General features: G+C 74.3%; 14 protein-coding genes. 6 read left to right on the plus strand and 8 right to left on the minus strand.

Going from position 1 to position 18611, the window contains the following annotated elements:
- Positions 1 to 19 precede the first annotated feature (19 nt).
- Positions 20 to 5134, plus strand: a complete 5115-nt coding sequence (locus EV378_RS05450) for an ATP-dependent helicase (RefSeq protein ID WP_481404375.1) — start codon at positions 20 to 22, stop codon at positions 5132 to 5134.
- Between the two features lie 188 nt (positions 5135 to 5322).
- On the opposite strand, the gene EV378_RS05455 is transcribed toward EV378_RS05450, so the two are convergent.
- From EV378_RS05455 to EV378_RS05465, 3 genes are all read right to left on the minus strand, one after another.
- Positions 5323 to 5949 (minus strand): ankyrin repeat domain-containing protein, encoded by a 627-nt coding sequence (locus EV378_RS05455; protein WP_207908582.1) that lies wholly within the window; start codon positions 5947 to 5949, stop codon positions 5323 to 5325.
- 66 nt (positions 5950 to 6015) lie between these two features.
- Complete coding sequence (locus tag EV378_RS05460) at positions 6016 to 7296, minus strand: S-adenosylmethionine:tRNA ribosyltransferase-isomerase (RefSeq protein WP_132421611.1); 1281 nt, start codon at positions 7294 to 7296, stop codon at positions 6016 to 6018.
- The gene (locus EV378_RS05465) at positions 7293 to 7982 is read right to left on the minus strand and encodes an SDR family NAD(P)-dependent oxidoreductase (protein WP_132421612.1); all 690 of its coding nucleotides are present in this window, start codon (positions 7980 to 7982) and stop codon (positions 7293 to 7295) included. The genes EV378_RS05460 and EV378_RS05465 overlap by 4 nt, the downstream gene beginning before the upstream one ends.
- A 192-nt stretch (positions 7983 to 8174) precedes the next feature.
- On the opposite strand from EV378_RS05465, the gene EV378_RS05470 reads away from it, so the two are divergent.
- Positions 8175 to 9623 (plus strand): glycosyltransferase family 39 protein, encoded by a 1449-nt coding sequence (locus tag EV378_RS05470; RefSeq protein ID WP_132421613.1) that lies wholly within the window; start codon positions 8175 to 8177, stop codon positions 9621 to 9623.
- Between the two features lie 36 nt (positions 9624 to 9659).
- Here the strand turns inward: EV378_RS05470 and EV378_RS05475 are convergent, their stop codons facing one another.
- The gene (locus EV378_RS05475; RefSeq protein WP_132421614.1) at positions 9660 to 10097 is read right to left on the minus strand and encodes a hypothetical protein; all 438 of its coding nucleotides are present in this window, start codon (positions 10095 to 10097) and stop codon (positions 9660 to 9662) included.
- Between the two features lie 72 nt (positions 10098 to 10169).
- Between EV378_RS05475 and EV378_RS05480 the strand changes: the two genes are divergently transcribed.
- Together EV378_RS05480 and EV378_RS05485 are read left to right on the plus strand one after the other, a co-directional pair.
- On the plus strand, positions 10170 to 12134 hold the full coding sequence (locus EV378_RS05480; protein ID WP_132421615.1) for an acetoacetate--CoA ligase: 1965 nt from the start codon (positions 10170 to 10172) through the stop codon (positions 12132 to 12134).
- Between the two features lie 334 nt (positions 12135 to 12468).
- Positions 12469 to 13308 (plus strand): DNA-formamidopyrimidine glycosylase family protein, encoded by an 840-nt coding sequence (locus EV378_RS05485; protein ID WP_132421616.1) that lies wholly within the window; start codon positions 12469 to 12471, stop codon positions 13306 to 13308.
- Between the two features lie 93 nt (positions 13309 to 13401).
- Here the strand turns inward: EV378_RS05485 and EV378_RS05490 are convergent, their stop codons facing one another.
- The 4 genes from EV378_RS05490 to EV378_RS05505 all read right to left on the minus strand — a co-directional run bounded on the left by EV378_RS05490 (position 13402) and on the right by EV378_RS05505 (position 17175).
- Entirely contained in the window at positions 13402 to 14241 is an 840-nt protein-coding gene (locus EV378_RS05490; RefSeq protein ID WP_132421617.1) for a PspA/IM30 family protein, read from the minus strand.
- Between the two features lie 216 nt (positions 14242 to 14457).
- Positions 14458 to 14829 carry a helix-turn-helix domain-containing protein gene (locus tag EV378_RS05495; RefSeq protein ID WP_132421618.1) on the minus strand — a complete coding sequence of 124 codons (372 nt, stop codon included), beginning with the start codon at positions 14827 to 14829 and terminating at the stop codon, positions 14458 to 14460.
- A gap of 137 nt (positions 14830 to 14966) precedes the next feature.
- Positions 14967 to 15599: a CDP-diacylglycerol--glycerol-3-phosphate 3-phosphatidyltransferase gene (gene pgsA, locus EV378_RS05500; RefSeq protein WP_132421619.1), complete on the minus strand. Its 633-nt coding sequence runs from the start codon at positions 15597 to 15599 to the stop codon at positions 14967 to 14969.
- 73 nt (positions 15600 to 15672) lie between these two features.
- The gene (locus EV378_RS05505; RefSeq protein WP_243653299.1) at positions 15673 to 17175 is read right to left on the minus strand and encodes a MiaB/RimO family radical SAM methylthiotransferase; all 1503 of its coding nucleotides are present in this window, start codon (positions 17173 to 17175) and stop codon (positions 15673 to 15675) included.
- A 58-nt stretch (positions 17176 to 17233) separates the two neighbouring features.
- On the opposite strand from EV378_RS05505, the gene EV378_RS05510 reads away from it, so the two are divergent.
- Positions 17234 to 17731 (plus strand): amino-acid N-acetyltransferase, encoded by a 498-nt coding sequence (locus tag EV378_RS05510; protein WP_132421620.1) that lies wholly within the window; start codon positions 17234 to 17236, stop codon positions 17729 to 17731.
- 10 nt (positions 17732 to 17741) lie between these two features.
- Entirely contained in the window at positions 17742 to 18572 is an 831-nt protein-coding gene (locus tag EV378_RS05515; RefSeq protein WP_132421621.1) for a helix-turn-helix domain-containing protein, read from the plus strand.
- Positions 18573 to 18611 lie beyond the last annotated feature (39 nt).

Consider the following 18611-nt stretch of genomic DNA (forward strand, 5'->3'; position numbering starts at 1 on the left):
ACTGTCGGTGGTCGCGCGCATAGTGGGTCCCGTGAGTGCACTCGAGGGCTTCTCCCCCGCCACCCGGCAGTGGTTCGAGGGCGCGTTCGCCGCGCCCACGGCCGCTCAGGAGGGTGCGTGGTCGGCCGCGCAGGCGGGTCGGAACGCCCTGGTCGTCGCACCCACCGGGTCCGGCAAGACGCTGGCCGCATTCCTCTGGGCGCTGGACCGGCTGGCCGCGGAACCGGTGCCGGACGAGCCGAAGCACCGCTGCCGGGTGCTCTACGTGTCGCCGCTCAAGGCACTGGCCGTGGACGTGCAGCGGAACCTGCGCTCCCCGCTCACCGGCATCCGCCAGGCCGCGCAGCGCCTCGGTGAGCCGGTCCCGGACGTCACGGTCGGCATGCGCACCGGCGACACGCCGGCCGACGAGCGCCGCCAGTTCGCCCGCACCCCTCCGGACGTGCTGGTTACGACGCCCGAGTCGCTGTTCCTGCTGCTGACGTCCGCGGCGCGGGAGTCGCTGCGCGGCGTGCGCACGGTGATCGTGGACGAGGTGCACGCCGTCGCGGGCACGAAGCGCGGCGCGCATCTCGCGTTGTCCCTGGAACGGCTCGAGGAGATCGTCGAGCGGAGCCCCCAGCGGATCGGGCTCTCGGCAACCGTGCGCCCGGTGGACGAGGTGTCCACGTACCTGTCCGGTGCCCGGCCGGTCGACGTCGTGCAGCCCGCGACGGCGAAGACGATCCGGGTCGAGGTGCAGGTCCCGGTGCCGGACCTGGCGGCGCTCGACGAACGGCCCGCTCCCGGCAGCACCGACGAGGAGGTCGTCGGCTCGGCGGCGGGCACGGCGCAGAAGCCGTCGATCTGGCCCGCGGTCGAGGAGCGGCTGCTCGGGCTCGTCCGCGAGCACCGGTCGACGATCGTGTTCTCGAACTCGCGGCGGCTGGCCGAACGGCTGACGTCCCGGTTGAACGAGCTGGCGGCCGAGCAGGCCGAGGAGGCCGTCGATCTCGACGGTGACGGCGGAGCCGGTCCGCAGTCGGCGTTCCCGGCCGAGGCCGTCGGCCAGTCGGGGGTCGGCGGTGGTGCCGCGCCGAGCGTGGCGAAGGCGCACCACGGATCGATGTCACGTGATCAGCGGACGCTGGTCGAGGAGGAGCTCAAGTCCGGCGTGCTGCCCTGCGTGGTCGCGACGTCCAGCCTCGAGCTGGGCATCGACATGGGAGCCGTGGACCTCGTGGTCCAGGTGGAGGCGCCGCCGTCGGTGGCCTCCGGGCTGCAACGGGTCGGTCGGGCCGGGCACCAGGTCGGCGCCGTGTCCGAGGGCGTCGTGTTCCCGAAGTACCGGGGAGATCTCGTGTCCTGCGCCGTCGTGGCCGAGCGGATGGGGTCCGGGAAGATCGAGTCACTGCGTTACCCGCGCAACCCGCTCGACGTACTGGCCCAGCAGATCGTCGCCATGGTGGCGCTGGAACCGTGGTCGCTGTCCGAGCTCGCGGCCGTCGTGCGGCGGTCGGCCCCGTTCGCGGCGCTGCCGGACTCGGCACTGCACTCGGTGCTGGACATGCTCGCCGGCCGCTACCCGTCCGAGGAGTTCGGCGAGCTCCGCGCACGGATCACGTGGGACCGGGTCACCGACGAGCTGCGCGCCCGCCCCGGTGCCCAGCGGCTCGCGGTCACCTCCGGCGGCACGATCCCGGACCGGGGATTGTTCACCGTGATGACCCCGGGCGGCGCCGACGGGTCCGGATCGCGGGTCGGTGAGCTCGACGAGGAGATGGTCTACGAGTCCCGCGTCGGGGACACGTTCCTGCTGGGCACCTCGTCCTGGCGGGTCGAGGACATCACGCACGACCGCGTGATCGTCACCCCGGCGCCGGGCGTGCCGGCCCGGATGCCGTTCTGGAAGGGCGAGTCGATCGGACGGCCGCTCGAGCTGGGCCGGGCGGTGGGGGCGTTCGTCCGGGAGATGTCCTCTCTGGACGACGCGTCGGCACGCGCCAGGGCCGCCGAGGCCGGGCTCGACGAGTGGGCCCGTGACAACCTGCTGTCCTACCTGCGCGAGCAGCGGGAGTCGACCCGGCACGTGCCGAGCGACCGGACGATCCTGGTCGAGCGGTTCCGCGACGAGCTCGGCGACTGGCGTCTGGTCGTGCACTCGCCGTTCGGGGCCCAGGTCAACGGCCCGTGGGCGCTCGCGATCGCGGCGCGGATGCGCGAGCGGCGCGGGGTCGAGGTGAGCGCGTCCGGTGCGGACGACGGGATCGTGCTCCGGCTGCCGGACGCGATGGACGACGCCGGTGCCGAGGTCGTCCCCTCGGCCGAGGACGTGCTGCTCGAGCCCGGTGAGATCGAGCAGATCGTCGTCAACGAGCTCGGCTCGTCGGCGCTGTTCGCGTCCCGGTTCCGGGAGTGCGCGGCACGGGCCCTCCTGCTGCCGCGACGAGATCCCAAGCGGCGCAGCCCACTGTGGCAACAGCGGCAGCGCTCCGCGCAGCTGCTCTCGGTGGCCGGGAAGTTCGAGCAGTTCCCGATCACGCTCGAGGCGATGCGCGAGTGTGTGCAGGACGTGTACGACCTGCCCGGTCTGCGCGAGCTGATGAACGACGTCGGCGGGCGGAAGGTGAAGGTGGCCGAGGTCGAGACGTCCTCGCCGTCGCCGTTCGCGCGCAGCCTGCTGTTCGGCTACGTCGGGATGTTCCTTTACGAGGCGGACGCGCCACTGGCCGAGCGGCGGGCGGCGGCGCTGTCGCTGGACTCGACGCTGCTCTCCGAACTGCTCGGGTCGGAGGCGATCCGGGAGCTGCTCGACCCGGACGTGCTCGCCGAGATCGAGGGGCAGCTGCAGCGCACCGATCCGGACCGGCACGCGCGGGACGCGGAGGGTGCGGCCGACCTGCTGCGTTTCGTCGGCGACCTGTCCGACGACGAGGGCCGCGCCCGCGGGGTCGACCCGGCGTGGTTCGTCGAGCTGGAGACGGCGCGGCGCGCGCTGCGGGTGCGCATCGCGGGTGAGCGGCGCTGGATCGCGATCGAGGACGCCGGGAAGATCCGCGACGCGCTCGGGGCGGCGTTGCCGGTCGGCGTGCCGGAGGCGTTCACCGAGCCGGTGCCGGATCCGCTCGGGGACCTGATCGTGCGCTACGCCCGCACGCACGGGCCGTTCGCCGCCCGCGAGTGTGCGGAGCGGTTCGGTCTCGGGGTGGCCGTGGTCGCCGGGGTGCTGGACCGGCTCACCGGGACCGGGCGGCTCGTCCGCGGTGAGCTGCGTCCGCAGGCCGCCGTCCCGGCCGGGACGACGTCGGAGATCGAGTTCTGCGACGCCGAGGTGCTCCGGCGGCTGCGACGCGCGTCGCTGGCGCGGCTGCGCCACGAGGTGGAGCCGGTCGAACAGCGTGCCCTGGGCCGGTTCCTGCCCGTGTGGCAGGGCGTGCAGGTCCGCTCCGGCGGTGAGCGTCGCGGGCGGGTCCGGCGGGCGCCCGGCGCCGAGGACGTGCTGGGCGTCGTGGAGCAGCTCGCCGGGGCGCCGCTGCCGGCGAGTGCGGTGGAGTCGCTGATCCTGCCCGCACGGCTGCCCGGCTACACGCCCGCGCTGCTCGACGAGCTGACCGCGGCGGGCGAGGTGACGTGGGCCGGGTGCGGGTCACTCGCCGGGCAGGACGGCTGGCTGGCTCTGGCTCCGGCCGACGTCGCCGACCTTCTGCTGCCGGAACCGGACCTGGACACCGCGGGCACTCCCCTGCACACCGCGGTGCTCGCGGCGCTCGGGGTGACGGACCCCGCGCAGCTGTCCGATCCGGACGGTTCCGGGGGCGGGGCGCTGTTCTTCCGGGAGCTCGCCACCCGCGCCGGACAGTTGTTGCGGGACCGGGGGTCGGCAGCCGGCGAAGCCGGCGGGGAGGGGACGACACAGCACGAACCGGCCCCCGGCGACGACGACGTGGTGGCCGCGATCTGGGACCTCGTCTGGGCCGGAGCGCTGACGAACGACACGCTCGGCCCCCTTCGCGCCCGGCTCGGCGGCAGCGGCAACCGGCGTGGCGGGGCCGGCAGGCAGGGCGGCGCGCACCGGACGGCGCGGCGTGCCCCGCGCGGGCGGTACGCGCAGCTGCGGGCGGGGCGGCCGTCGATGCCGAGCCGGACCGGGCCGCCGTCGGTCGGCGGGCGCTGGTCGGTGGCGGTCGCGCGGGAGCCGGACCCGACCCGTCGTGCCCATGCGGCCGCCGAGGCGTTCCTGGAGCGGCACGGCGTGCTGACCCGGGGTGCGCTCGGGACCGAGCGGGTCTCCGGCGGGTTCGCCGGCGTCTACAAGGTGCTCCGTGCGATGGAGGAGTCCGGTCGGTGCCGGCGCGGGTACATCGTGGAGGGCCTCGGCGCCGCGCAGTTCGCCGTGCCCGGCGCGATCGACCGGGTGCGGGCACTGGCCGGTGACGGCGCCGCGCCGTCCGCCGCCGGGTCGGCACCCTCGACCGGGTCGGTGGCAGGCACCGGATTGGCGCGCGACGCCGGACCGGGCCACGGCGCCGCATCCGAGCCGACGACGGCCGGAACGGGTCCGATCGACGCCGTCCCGGCCGGCCACGCTCGAGACGGCGGCGCACCCGAGTACAGCGCACCCGACGATGCCGGGGACCCGGACGAGGTCGGGCCAGGGACCGGCGTTCCGGCGGACCTCGTGCGGCAGAGTGTCTTCCCCGGCGCCGGTGCCGGCCGCTTCGACGAGTTCGACGACGGCGCGGGCTTCGGGGTCCGTGCCCGCAGCCCGCAGGAGGCGTGGCGGGAACGCACGCGGGTGGTGCTCGCCGCCGCCGACCCGGCACAGCCGCACGGTGCTGCGCTGCCCTGGCCGGACACGGTCGGCGAGACCAAGCACCGGCCGGGACGGAAGGCGGGTGCGCTCGTCGTGCTCGTCGACGGCGGACCGGCGCTCTACGTGGAACGCGGCGGCAAGTCACTGCTGTCGTTCACCACCGAGCGCGACGAGCTCCGCGCCGCCGCGGACGCACTGGCCGGGGCCGTGCACGAGGGATGGCTCGGCTCGCTGGCCGTCGAACGCGCCGACGGTGTCGACTCGCTCGGGTCGGAGATGGCGGAGGTGCTGACCGAGGCCGGATTCCGGGTCACGCCGAAGGGGTTGCGCCTGCGCGCGTAGCCGGTCGGGCGCTCCCGCCGCGACGGCCCGCCGGACCTGCGCGGTGCGACGAGCTCGCGGTGCCAGCGACGTCAGGCGGACAGTTCGTCGACGGTCCGGGCCCCGCGGCCGCGGAGCAGCGCCACGAGGTCCCCGGCCTGCTCGCGCTCCGCGGCGTCGAGCGGCGTGAGCCGTGCCCACGGCGGCACCTAGTCCAGGTCGGCGCCACGGCCGAGCAGGAAGTCGGCGGTCTCGGTCCGGCCGCCGTGGCACGCTCCCCAGAACGCGGCGTCGACGTCGTCCTGCCCGGGCGGCTCGCCGTTCGCGAACGCACGCTCCACACGATCGAGCAGGCCGAGCGTCGCGGCGTCGACGAGCGTCGTCGTCGCACCCCGTTCGACCAGGCGGAACGCGGCTCGCCACTGCTTGTAGCTCCGAGCGTCGGCCAGCGGTGTCCCGCCGCCGATCACCGCGCCGCGCGCCTCGATGTCGGCCCCGGCATCGAGCAGCGCGTCGAGCACATCGACGTCGTCGCTGCTCGCCGCCCAGTGCAGCGGCGTCTCCTCGTGCTCCCCGCGGAACCGGGCGTTCACGTTCGCACCGGCCTCGACGAGCAACCCGACACTGACCGGGCCGTCCTGGAAGTGCCCGGGCCACCCGGTCACCACGTGGAGCAGCGACCACGAGACGTTCGACAACGGGTCGGCGTCGCGCAACCAGGCCAGCGCCAGCCACGGCTCCTCGTCGAGCAGGAGCCTCAGCTCGTCGCACATCCCTTCCTGAATGGCCCACACGGCGGCCTGCGACAGCTCGTCGTCCTCGTTGATCGTGACCAACGCGACCTCCCGCGAATGCTCGAACCGTCATCGTCGGCGACGCCCGGTCGGCCCGCAACAACGAGATCACCCGAGCGCGGGCAGCACCAGGCACGAGTCGCCGAACTCGTGCCACAGGTAGCCGCGGCCGAGTGCGGACCGGTAGGCGCGGCCGACCAGACGGGGCCCGGCGACGGCCTCGAGCAGCAGCAGGTGCGACGCCTCCGGCTCGTGCCAGCCGGTGACCAGCCCGGTCACGGTGCGCACCGGCCGGTCCGGCCCCAGCACCAGGTCGGTCCACCCCTCTCCGGAGCGGACCGTCCCGTCCGGCGACGCGACCGTCTCCAGCGCGCGGGTGACGGTCGTCCCGACGGCGACCACGCGCCGCCCGGCCGCACGGGTCGCGTTCACGGCGGCGGCCGTCCCGGCGGGGACGCGGTAGCGCTCCGGCAGCGGCACCTCGTCGGCCTCCGGAGAGGACACCCCGGCGTGGAGCGTGATCGTCGCGAGGCCGACGCCCCTGGCGCGCAGCCCGTCCAGCACCCGACCGGACAACGGACGCGCCGCGCTGGGCATCTCGGCTCCGGCGAGCTCGCCGGGGGTCCGGGACGCGACGACGGTCCGGTAGTCCTGCAGCGGTCGCGGCGCGCGCAGGTAGCCGTAGCGGATGGGGCGCCCGACGGCGGCGAGGTACCCGGGCAGGCCGCCCTCGACCGGCAGGGTCGCACGCCACAGGCGGTTCCCGGACGTCGTCGAACGATCCGGGTAGCCGGCGACCAGCCGCAGCACGGCCCCGGCGGGCAGGGTGACCGTCTCCCCCGCCCGACCGTCGCCGACCCGCTCCCCGTCCGGCGACCGCAGTTCCACGACGATGCTGCCGGCACGGTCGGCGCGACCGGGCCCGTCGCTGCCGGCGATCCCGCTGCGGTCGCCCCCGATGGCGTCACCGCCGTCCGGATCCGGTCCGGACACGTGGACGACGACCGGGCGGCCGTCCTCGCGCACGCCGTCCAGCGCGGCGGGTTCGGTGTCCGACGTGTTCACCACGATCAGGTCCCCCGGCCGCAGCGCAGCGGGGAGGCCGGTGAACCGCGTGTGCCGGATCGGCCGGTGTGCCGCCGCGACGAGCAGCCGCACCTCGTCGCGGGCCAGACCACGTGCCTCCGGCGGACGGTCCGCGGACAGCTGCGGCGGCACCGTGAACCGGGTCGCGGCCTGCGCGCGTCGCCAGGGCTCGGCGCGGGCGGCGCTCGCAGCCGTGCGTCCGGGCTGCTCGCCACCCGCCGGACCGGCGCCCGCCCACCCCTCGGTCGGGCGGTTCGCGGCGCGTCCGGCGCCGGCCCCGCGGCCGGGATCGCCGCGCCTCACGCCGGACTCCCGGCCAGGTCGGACGCCCGGTACCGACCGCTCGGCGGGCGTTCGTCGAGCAGTCGCAGCAGAGCGGGCACGACCGTCTCCGGCTCAGGGCGGTCCGAGATGTCCTCCCCCGGGAACGCGGCCTGGTGCATGGCCGTGCGCATGTCGCCGGGATCGAACGCGTGCACGCGGATCCCGGGCTCCTCGACCCCGAGCTGGGTCGCGAGACGATCCAGCGCCGCCTTCGCCGCGCCGTACCCGCCCCACCCCGGGTACGCCTCGACGGCGACGTCGGAGCTGAGCGTCACGACGGCGGGCGCGGGCGACCGCCGCAGCGCAGGGAGCAGCAGCCTGGTGAGACCCAGCGGCGCGACGACCGTCGTCTCCAGGACGGCGCGCAGCGCATCGAGCGGGTAGTCGGCCAGTGGCGGAAGCGGGGACGGGCCGAGCTCACCAGCGTTGTGCACGAGCAGGTCCAACCGCTCCCCGAGCCGGTCGGCGACGGCGGCGCGGAACGTCGGGTCGGTGATGTCGCCCGGGGCGACGGTGACGCCGGGCAGCCCGGAGACAGCGGCCGCGAGCCGGTCGGCGTCCCGCGCGACGGTCGTGACCCGCGTGCCGCGGCGGGCCAGTGCGGTGGTGAGGGCGAGACCGAACCCGGTCCCGGCCCCGGTGACGAGGGCTGTGTCGTATGCCATGCCACCACCGTGCAAGCTACACCTGACTTCAGGTCAATAAGCCGGGCAGGAGGCCCGCACCGCGGCGGGACCGCCACACAGCACGGCAAGGAACAACGAAAGTTGCTCCGGGAGCCCTCCCCCGGCCGCAGCGGACGATCGGCTTCTGCGATCGACTGGGCCGGTAGGAGCCGGAGAGCAGGAGGGATCCCCGTGCAGACCGTCCCGACCACCCGAGAAGCGGCGTCACCGTCGGTGCCCACGTTCGCCCGCGCACCGGTGTTCGTGATCGCCGCGCTGACCGCGCTGGCCCATCTCGGGTTCGCGATCGCCGGGCGCGGCTACTGGCTCGACGAGGTCCTCATGCTGGCCGTCGGCCGGCACCACCTCGACTGGGGCTCAGCCGACCAGCCACCCGTCGTGCCCCTGCTCGCGGCTGCGGCCGACGCGATCGCGCCCGGCTCGATGGTCGCGCTGCGGGTGCCGGCGATCCTCGCCACCGCGGCGGCCGTTGTCGTCGCGGCGCTGCTGGCCCGCGAGCTCGGCGGGGACCGCAGGGCCCAGCTGATCACGGCAGGTGCGCAGGCGACGGCGGCGTGGCTGTCGTTCTCCGGGCACTGGCTGACGCCGTACGCGCTGGAGCCACTGCAGTGGCTGCTGATCGCGTGGTTGCTGGCCCGCTGGACGAACCGCCGCGACGACCGGTTGCTGCTCGTGCTCGGCGTCGTCGTCGGGATCGCGATCGAGACGAAGTTCCAGGTGCTGGGACTCTGCGCGGTGCTGGTGCTCGCCGTCGCCGTCGTCGGCCCGCGCGAGCTGTTCCGGCGTCCGGCGCTGTGGGCGGGCGCGGTGGTCGCCGCCCTGGTCGCGGCGCCGACGATGATCTGGCAGGCCGTGCACGGCTGGCCGCAGCTGGGGATGGCGACGGTTGCCGCGGACGAGGCCCAGTACCTCTACGGCGGGCGCCCCGGCGTCGCCGTGCTGCTCGTCGTGATCGCCGGGTTCCCGGGGACCGTGCTCGCCGTCTACGGGCTGGTCCGGTTCCTGCGCGGCCCCGACCTGCGGCCGTACCGCTTCCTCGGCGTCTCCGCGCTGGTGCTCTACGTCGTGTTCGTCGTGACCGAGGGCCGGTTCTACTACCTGGCCGGCATGCTCGGCGTGCTGATCGCGGCCGGTGCCGTCGGCCTGCAGCGGCGCCGGGAGGCCCGCGGGGCGCCGCGACGGGTGTGGCCGTGGTTCGGGATCGGGATCGTCGTGGCCGCGGCGGCGCTGTGGGTGTCCGGACCGTCCGCCGACCCGGCGACGCCGGAGCGCTTCACCCAGCAGGCCGCCGAGGCCTACCGCTCGCTGCCGCCCGAGCAGAGGGAGCACACGGCCGTCGTCGGCGGGTCCTACATCTACGCGTCCTATCTGGACGCGTACTCCGACGAGGTCGGGCTCCCGGAGGCGTACAGCGGCAACCGCAGCTACGGCTACTTCCCGCCGCCCAGCGAGGACAAGGACACCGTGCTGTACCTCGGTGAGCAGCCGGAGTCGTTGCGCCCCTGGTTCTCCGACGTGCGACCGGTCGGCGAGCCCGGCGCGAACCTCTCCCTGGCCACCGGCCGCACGGCACCGTGGTCGGTGATCTCCGAGCAGTGGCGGACCCTGACGGTCTCGTGAGCGAGGCTCGCCGAGCGAACAGACAGTGCTGACCGGTCACCGGCCGACGGCCGCGACCATCGTGCGCAGGTCCTGTTGCACCGCGGCCAGGGCCGGACCGCAGGTCGCCGGGTCGCCGGCCGGTCCGGCATTCGGCGCGGCCACGCAGCCGTCGCCGGTGAACGTGGAGACCCCGCGCTGCACGGCATCGGCGGCACCGCTTGCCCGCGGGGCACGGTCGCGGACGGCGGGCAGCGCCGCCTCGACCTCGCCGATGAACCGCCCGCACCCCTTGTAGACGCCGGCCGGGTCCTCGCGGGCGCACTCGTCCTGGCTGATCGACGCGAGCTTCGTGCGCAGGTCGTCCAGCGTCGCGCTGGGCACGACGCCGTTCGGAAGAGTGGGCTCCGGGCCGGTCACCGTGACGGCGTTGCTGCTGCCACAGGCGGCCGCCACGAGCAGGACGGCCAGCACGACGAGCACCCGGTACAGCACCGCCCGACCCTAACCGCACGGGCTCGCGCGTACCGCTTTCCCCCCTGACGGCGAACCTGCATCATCTCGACCATGAGCGACGACGCCGTCCCCCCGCCCGGAAGAGTCCTCCGCGAACCGGGATCTCCCGAGGGCACCGGGCTCGGTTCGTACCGGGACTGGCTGGCCGCGAACGGCGGCCCGGACGTCGGCTCCTACGACGAGTTGTTGCGCTGGTCGCTCTACCGGCCGGAGGCGTTCTGGGCCTCGATCTGGGACCACTTCGGCGTGCGCGGTGAGCGTGGTGACCAGGTGCTCGGCCGCACGGAGATGCCGGGGGCCGAGTGGTTCCCGGGCGCCCGCCTGAACTACGCCGAGCACATGGTGGGCGCGCTGGACGACCCGGCCTCCGACGAGAACGACCTCGCGATCATCGCCCGCTCGCAGACCCGCGACCCGCTCGAGATGACCTACGGAGAGCTGCGCGACCAGGTCGGACGGGCCCGCGCGGGCCTGATCCGGCTCGGCGTCGGCCACGGCGACCGGGTCGCCGCGTACGTGCCGCACGTGCCGGAGGCGATCGTCGTGTTCCTGGCCGCGGCCAGCCTGGGCGCGATCTGGGCGGCCTGCGCGCCGGAGTTCGGCGCCCGCAGCGTCGTGGACCGGCTCGGCCAGGTGGAGCCGACGGTGCTGATCGCGGTCTCGTCGTACCGCTACGGGGAGAAGGTCATCGACCACCGCGACGAGCTCGAGACCATCCGCGCGGGCCTGCCGACGGTGCAGCACGTCGTCGCACTCGACTACGGCGACCACCCGGTACCGGACGCGCTGTCCTGGACCGACTTCCTGTCCGAGGCGGCGGCACCGGAGTTCGACCGGGTCGCGTTCGACCACCCGCTCTACGTCCTGTTCTCCTCCGGCACCACCGGCCTGCCGAAGGCGATCGTGCACGGCCACGGCGGCATCCTGATGGAGCACCTCAAGCTGTTCGGCCTGCTGATGGAGGTCCGTCCCGGCGAGCGGATGTTCTGGTTCACGACGACGGCGTGGGCGATGTGGAACATCACGATCTCCGGTCTGCTCCGGCACGGGACGCTCGTGCTGCTCGACGGCAACCCGCTCTGGCCGGACCTCGGGGCGCAGTGGAAGCTCGCGGCGGAGGCCGGCGTGTCGCTGCTCGGCCTGAGCCCCGGCTACATCATGTCCTGCCGCAAGGAGGGCATCACGCCACCGACGTGGCCGGAGCTGCGCATGATCGGCACGACCGGCGCGCCGCTGCCTGCGGAGGCGTTCGACTGGCTCTACGAGAAGCTCGGGCCGGAGCTGATCGTCAACCCGTTCAGCGGCGGCACGGACGTGTGCAGCGGGTTCGTCGGTGGCAGTCCGTGGCAGCCGGTCTACCGCGGCGAGATGGCGGGCGTGGCCCTCGGCTGCGACGTGACGGCGTTCGACGAGGCCGGGAACCCGGTCGTCGGGCAGCTGGGAGAGCTCGTGCTGCGGGCGCCGATGCCGTCGATGCCGGTGTCGTTCTGGAACGACGAGGACGGCTCGCGCTACCGCGACGCCTACTTCGACACCTACGACGGCATCTGGCGTCACGGGGACTGGGTGTACTTCACCGAGCGCGGCAGCTGCGTGATCACCGGCCGCTCGGACGCCACGCTGAACCGGGGCGGGGTGCGCCTGGGCACGGCCGAGTTCTACACCGTCGTCGAGGAGCTGCCGGAGGTGGCGGACTCGCTCGTCGTGCACCTGGAGGACAGCGAGGGCGGGTCCGGCGAGCTGATGCTGTTCGTCGCGCTGGTCGACGGCGCCGAGCTCGACGACGACCTGCGCACGCGGATCGCGGGCGCGCTGCGGCGGGAACTGTCCCCACGGCACGTACCGGACCTGGTCGCCGCGGTGCCGGCGGTGCCGCGCACGCTGACCGGCAAGAAGCTGGAGAAGCCGATCAAACAGGTGCTGCGCGGGCGCTCCGTCGACGAGGTGATCAGCGCGGACGCGGTGTCCGGCGCCGATGCCGTCCCCGCGTTCGTGGCGGCGGCGGGCCGGAGCTGACCCGCTTCCGGCAGCACACGAGCCGGACTGCCGCACCCCGTCTCGGCGTGTCGCATCCGCCGCAACGGGTGCGACACGCCGGCGCGGGGTGCGACACCGGGCTCCGGGGTGCGGCACCGGGCTCCGGGGTGCGGCACCGAGCTCCGGGGTGCGACACCGAGCTCCGGGGTGCGACACCGAGCTCCGGGGTGCGACACCGAGCTCCGGGGTGCGACACCGAGCTCCGGGGTGCGACACCGAGCTCCGGGGTGCGACACCGAGCTCCGGGGTGCGACACCGAGCTCCGGAGTGCGGCAGGCGCGCGACGGCGCCCGGCGAGCAGTACCGTCGCGGGGTGCCCGAGGGTGACACCGTCTACCTGGCCGGGAAGCGCCTGCACGTGGCGCTCACCGGGCATCGGCTACTGCGCGGCGAGCTGCGCCACCCCGCACTCGTCGACCACGATCTGGCCGGTCTGACCGTCACCGGCGTCGCGTCCGTCGGGAAGCACCTGTTCACGCGCTTCGACGACGGCCGCAGCCTGCACAGCCACTTCCGGATGGACGGCTCGTGGCACCTGTACCGGCCGGGCGACCGGTGGAAGCGGGTCGCGCACGAGGCGCGGGCGGTGCTGGAGACGTCCGAGCGGGTCGCGGTCGGGTTCGCGCTGCACGACATGGAGCTGCTGCCGACCGACGACGAGGACCGGCTCGTCGGGCACCTCGGCCCGGACCTGCTCGACCCGGACTGGGGCGACGAGCACGCCGCCGAGGCGCTGCGCCGGCTCACCGCCCGCGGGGAGCACGAGCTGGGGCTGGCGCTGCTGGAGCAGCGGGTGATGGCGGGCGTCGGGAACCTCTACCGCAACGACGTGTGCTTCCTGCTGGGGCTGACGCCCTGGGTGCTGGTGCGCGACACACCGGACCTGCCGGGCGTGATCGCGTTGTGCCGCAAGCTCCTGCTGTCCAATGCGGACCGTCCTGAGCAGACGACGACGGGCTCGCTGGCCCGTGGCGAGGCACACTGGGTGTTCGAGCGGGGCGGCAGGCCGTGCCGCCGGTGCGGGACACGCGTCCTGGTCGCCGACCAGGGCCGCGCACCGTACGCACGCGTCACGTACTGGTGCCCACACTGCCAGTCCGGACCCGCCCCGCGACCGCAACGCCCGGCCCGTCGCGGAGCCGTCCGCCGCTAGAGACCGCCCAGCGCACCTCCCCGAAGCGAACGAAGGTGCCGTTCGAGCAATGTGATTGCTCGAACGGCACCTTCGTTCGGGAGGAAAGGGGGGTCAGGCGGTACCCGGCTGCTGCTGGGTCTGCTGCGGGTTCTGCGCCGGCGCCGGGTTGGACTGCGGCGCGGCCGGGATCTGCTGGGTCGTGCCCTGCCCGACCTCGCCAGCGACCGGACGGCCCTCCATCGACGCGCGGATCTGCTCCAGGCGGCTGGCGCCCGCCATGTCCGTGGTCGCCTGCTGGACCTCCAGCATCCGGCCCTGGACCGAGTTCTGCGCCAGGTCGGCCGCGCCGAGCGCGTTCGCGTAGCGCTTCTCGATCTTGTCCCGGACCTCGTCCAGCGAGGGCGCGTTGCCCGGGGCGGACAGCTCGCTCATGCTCTGCAGCGACTTGGCGGCCTGCTCCTGCATCTTGGCCTGCTCGAGCTGGCTGAGCAGCTTCGTCCGCTCGCCGATCTTCTGCTGCAGCATCATCGAGTTGCGCTCGACGGCCTGCTTGGCCTGCTCGGCCGCGCCGATCGACTGGTCGTGCAGCGTCTTGAGGTCCTCGACGTTCTGCTCGGCCGTGACCAGCTGCGTCGCGGTGGACTGGGCGGCCTGCTCGTACTGCTGGGCCTTCTGCTCGTCACCCTGTGCACGGGCCTGGTCGGCCAGCACCAGAGCCTGGCGCGCCGAGGACTGCAGCTTCTCGATCTCGCCGAGCTGGCGGTTCAGCTTCATCTCGAGCTGTCGCTGGTTGCCGATCACCGACGCGGCCTGCTGGGAGAGCTGCTGATGCTGCTTCTGCGCGTCCTCGATGGCCTGCTGGATCTGGACCTTCGGGTCCGCGTGCTCGTCCACCTTCGACGAGAACAGTGCCGACAGATAGCTGAAGAACTTCGTGAATCCGTTGGCCATCTGACCCGACTACCTCCGCGTGCGACATCGCTGACAGTGCCCGTTCTCGGGCTGCACCGATCCGGACGACCCCGCGTTCCCCCTGCGACAGCCGTGTTCGGCCCCACCCATCCTGTCACCGGGTCGACACCTGGTGCCAGTGCGACCGGACACTATCGCCGTGTCGTTACCCGGCGACCCGCGGGTCCACCTGCGGAACAGGCGCCTGAGGAGATCTCAAGCGGCCGACGCGACGGGGGTGCCGGACTTCGCGCCGGACCCCATGCCGGCCGGTCGGCCGGCCAGCCGCAGCTCGGCGTGGCGCTGCCCGATCGGGACGAGCACCTCGTCGGTCCGCGCGCCGGCACCGACGGCGGGGCCGGAGACGGCCATCTCCGCGGCGACCTCGACGAGCAGGTCCGCGACGGTGATGTCGAGTGCCTCGCAGATCGCGGCGAGCAGCTCGCTGGACGGTTCCTTGCGCCCGCGCTCGACCTCGGAGAGGTAGCCGAGGCTCACCCGTGCCGCCCGCGAGATGTCCCGCAGCGTGCGACGGCGCAGGGTCCGAGCGCGTCGCAGGCCACTGCCGATGGCCTCCCGCAACAGCATGAGCCCTCCTCCGTCCGTCCGGACCGGACACCACGTGCGTGACCGCCCGGTCCGACCCACCGTACCGACTCGCCCCCGCCGCCGTCGCCGCCGACACCGGCCGACCGTGTCCGCTGACGGCGAACACGACCCCCGGCTCAGCCGTCGACGGGTGATCCGGACGCCGCGGGCGCCCGCAGCGCGCGCACGACGTAGTCGACGCCGGTCACGACCGTGAGCACGAGCGCGACCAGCAGCGCGACCCACTGGACGGCGACCATCGCCGTCGCGATCGACGGGAGCACCGGCAGGAGCAGCAGGCCGATCGCGAGCGTCTGCGCGGCCGTCTTCGCCTTCCCGCCCCGGCTGGCCGGGATCACCGTGCCGCGGCGCACCACCCACAGCCGCATGACGGTGATGCCGATCTCCCGGCCCATGATCACCACGGTGATCCACCACGGCACCTGGCCGAGTATCGAGAGCCCGATGAACGCGGCCCCGGTCAGTGCCTTGTCCGCGATCGGGTCGGCGAGCGCCCCGAACCAGGTGACCAGTCCGCGGCGGCGGGCCAGCTGCCCGTCGAGCCGGTCGGTGAACGCGGCGACGGCGAACACGGCGAACGCGGCCAGCCGCCAGCGCGTGTCGGTGCCGCCGTCGGTGAACAGCACGACCACGAACACCGGGACCAGCAGCAGGCGCAGGCAGGTCAGCGCGTTCGCGATGTTCAGCAGCGGCGCGGCCCCGCGGACCGGCAGCGACGAGCCGGGCGTCCGTTCCGACGGCGCGCTCACGAGTCCTCCCCGCCGGCGCTCGGCGACCGCGTTCGCGGCGCTGCTCTGCTCGATGACGAGCTCGCACGCTCGCTCATGGGGCGACCGCCGCCTCCAGCCGGTCGGCGCGCGGCAGCACCTCGACGGCCTCGACGAGCAGGTCGACGCCCTCGCTGCCGACCACCCGGGCACGCACGAGGTCGCCGGGAGCCAGGTCGGTGTCGTCGAGGAACGCGTCGGGGAACACGCACTCGCCGTCCGCGTCCGGCCCCTGGTGCAGGGCGCGGCCCGCGCAGTCGTCCTCCTCGGACTCCGCGCGCTCGACGAGCACGACGACCTCGGTGCCGATCCGGTCCTCGGCACGCTGGGTCATCAGCTCGTCGGCCAGCTCGGAGATCCGCGCGACGCGCGCGGCGACCTCGGACGGGTCCAGCTTGCCGTCGAAACCCTCGGCCTCGGTGCCGTCCTCGTCGGAGTAGCCGAACACGCCGACGGCGTCCAGCCGGGCGCCGGTGAGGAACGCCTCCAGCTCGGCCAGGTCCTCCTCGGTCTCGCCGGGGAAGCCGACGATCACGTTCGACCGGATCCCGGCCTCGGGGGCCAGCTCGCGGATGCGCGCGCACAGGTCGAGGAAGTCGGTCCGGGACCCGAACCGGCGCATCCGGCGCAGCAGCGGGCCGCTGGCGTGCTGGAACGACAGGTCGAAGTACGGTGCGACGCCCTCGGTGCCGGCGATCGTCGCGAGCAGGTCGGGGCGCAGCTCGGCGGGCTGCAGGTAGGCGACCCGCACCCGCTCGATCCCGGGCAGCGCGCCGATCCGGGGCAGCAGGTCGACGAGCGCGCGCGTCCCGCCGGGCAGGTCCTTGCCGTAGGACGTCGAGTTCTCGCTGACCAGCACGAGCTCGCGGACGCCCTGCTCGGCCAGCCACGCCGCCTCGCCGAGCACGTCGGCGGGCGGGCGGGACACGAAGCTGCCGCGGAACGACGGGATCGCGCAGAACGAGCAGCGACGGTCGCAGCCCGAGGCCAGCTTCAGCGAGGCGACCGGGCCGTCGGCCAGGCGGCGCCGACGGCCGTCCCGCCGGGGCTCCTCTCCCACGCGCCCCAGGTCCGGCACCCACTCGTGGCCGGGCACCGACACGTCGGCGGTGGCGGCGGGGCGCTGCACCGGGCTGATCGGCAGCAGCGTGCGGCGGTCGACCGGGACGTGCGGGGCCGGGGCGTGCCCGCCGAGCACGTCGGACAGGCGTTCGCCGAGCTCCGGGTAGTCGTCGAAACCGAGCACGGCGTCCGCCTCGGGGAGATCGCGGGCCAGCTCGGCGCCGTAGCGCTCGGCCAGGCACCCGACGGCGACGACCTTCGCACCCGCCGGGCGCGCCACGTCGGACGCGGCCAGCACGGTGTCGATCGAGTCCTTCTTCGCCTGTTCGACGAACCCGCAGGTGTTGACGACGATGACGTCCGGCTCACCGGACTCGGCGTCCACCAGCTCCCACCCGCTGCCGGCGAGGCGACCGGCCAGCTCCTCGGAGTCGACCTCGTTGCGGGCGCAGCCGAGCGTGAGCAGGGCGGCACGACGGGGTTCTGCAGGGGACACGACCCAAGGGTAGACGCCGCGACGCGGCCGCTCTGCGTGCCCGTCTACGGTTCGACCCGTGTCCGGCCTGACCGTCCGCCGAGCCCGCACGCCCGACGTGCGCGCGATCCGCGACCTCGTCGACTCCTACGCCGGGCGGGTGCTCCTGGACAAGGAGACGGTCACGCTCTACGAGACGGTGCCGGAGTTCCTCGTCGCCGAGCTCGACGGGCGTGTGGTCGGCTGCGGTGCGCTGCACGTGCTGTGGGAGGACCTCGGCGAGGTCCGCACGGTCGCCGTGCATCCCGAGGTCACCGGGCACGGGGTGGGGCACGCGCTCGTCGACGCGCTGATCGCGGGGGCGCGCGAGCTCGGCCTGTCCCGGGTGTTCGTGCTGACGTTCGAGAAGCAGTTCTTCGCCCGGCACGGGTTCGCCGAGATCGACGGGACCCCGGTGTCGGCGGACGTGTTCGCCGCGATGCTGCGGTCCTACGACGCGGGCGTCGCCGAGTTCCTGGACCTCGCGCACGTCAAGCCGAACACGCTGGGCAACGTCCGGATGCTGCTGACCCTCTAACCTGGTCGCCATGGCGGGACCGGCGATCCCGACGGTGGAGACCGACGGCACCCACCGCTGGCGGACCTCGGCCCGGCTGCGCGAGCACGTGCGGGAGATCTGGGCGTGGCGGCAGGGTGCGGGTCCTCCCGGGACGCACCAGGGCGTGCCCGGCGGGCACCTGACCGTCGTGCTCTGTCTCGACGGCGACGTCGAGGTCCTGAAGGCTCCGGACCCCGCGCGCGGTCCCGGACGGTTCGTCAGCTCCGTCGCCGGGCTGCACGACGCGCCCGCGGTGCTCGCCACCGGTCCGGCGCAGACCGGCATGCAGCTGGAGCTGACGTGGCGCGGTGCCCGCGCGCTGCTCGGACTGCCCGCCGGGGAGCTGGCCGGCGACGTCGTCGACCTCGCCGTGCTGCTTCCCGGGCTGGACGCGCTGCTCGACCGGTTGCACGGGACCCCGACATGGCCGGCCCGGTTCGCCCTGCTCGACGCGTGGCTCTGCGACCTGCTGGACACCCGCGAGCGGCCGTCGGTCCCGGCTCCGGAGCTCGCACGGGCCTGGGACCGGCTGATGAGCACCGGCGGCACGGCGAGGGTCGAGGACCTGGCCGCCGACGTCGGCTGGAGCAGGCGCCACCTGGGCGCGCGCTTCCGGGCCGAGACCGGGCTGGGCACCAAGACGGCGGCCCGGCTGATCCGCTTCGAGCGCGCTCTGGGCCTGCTGCGCTCGCCGGCGCGCCCCGGCCTGGCCGAGGTGGCCGCCGTCTGCGGCTACGCGGACCAGCCGCACCTGGCTCGGGACTTCCGGGATCTGGCGGGCCTCACCGCGACGGAGTGGCTGGCCGAGCGTTCGCTCTGAGCCGTCCGACGGGTGCCCGCGCGAGCGGCCGACCGAGCG

The organism is Pseudonocardia endophytica, from assembly GCF_004339565.1.
Classification (GTDB): Bacteria; Actinomycetota; Actinomycetes; order Mycobacteriales; family Pseudonocardiaceae; genus Pseudonocardia; species Pseudonocardia endophytica.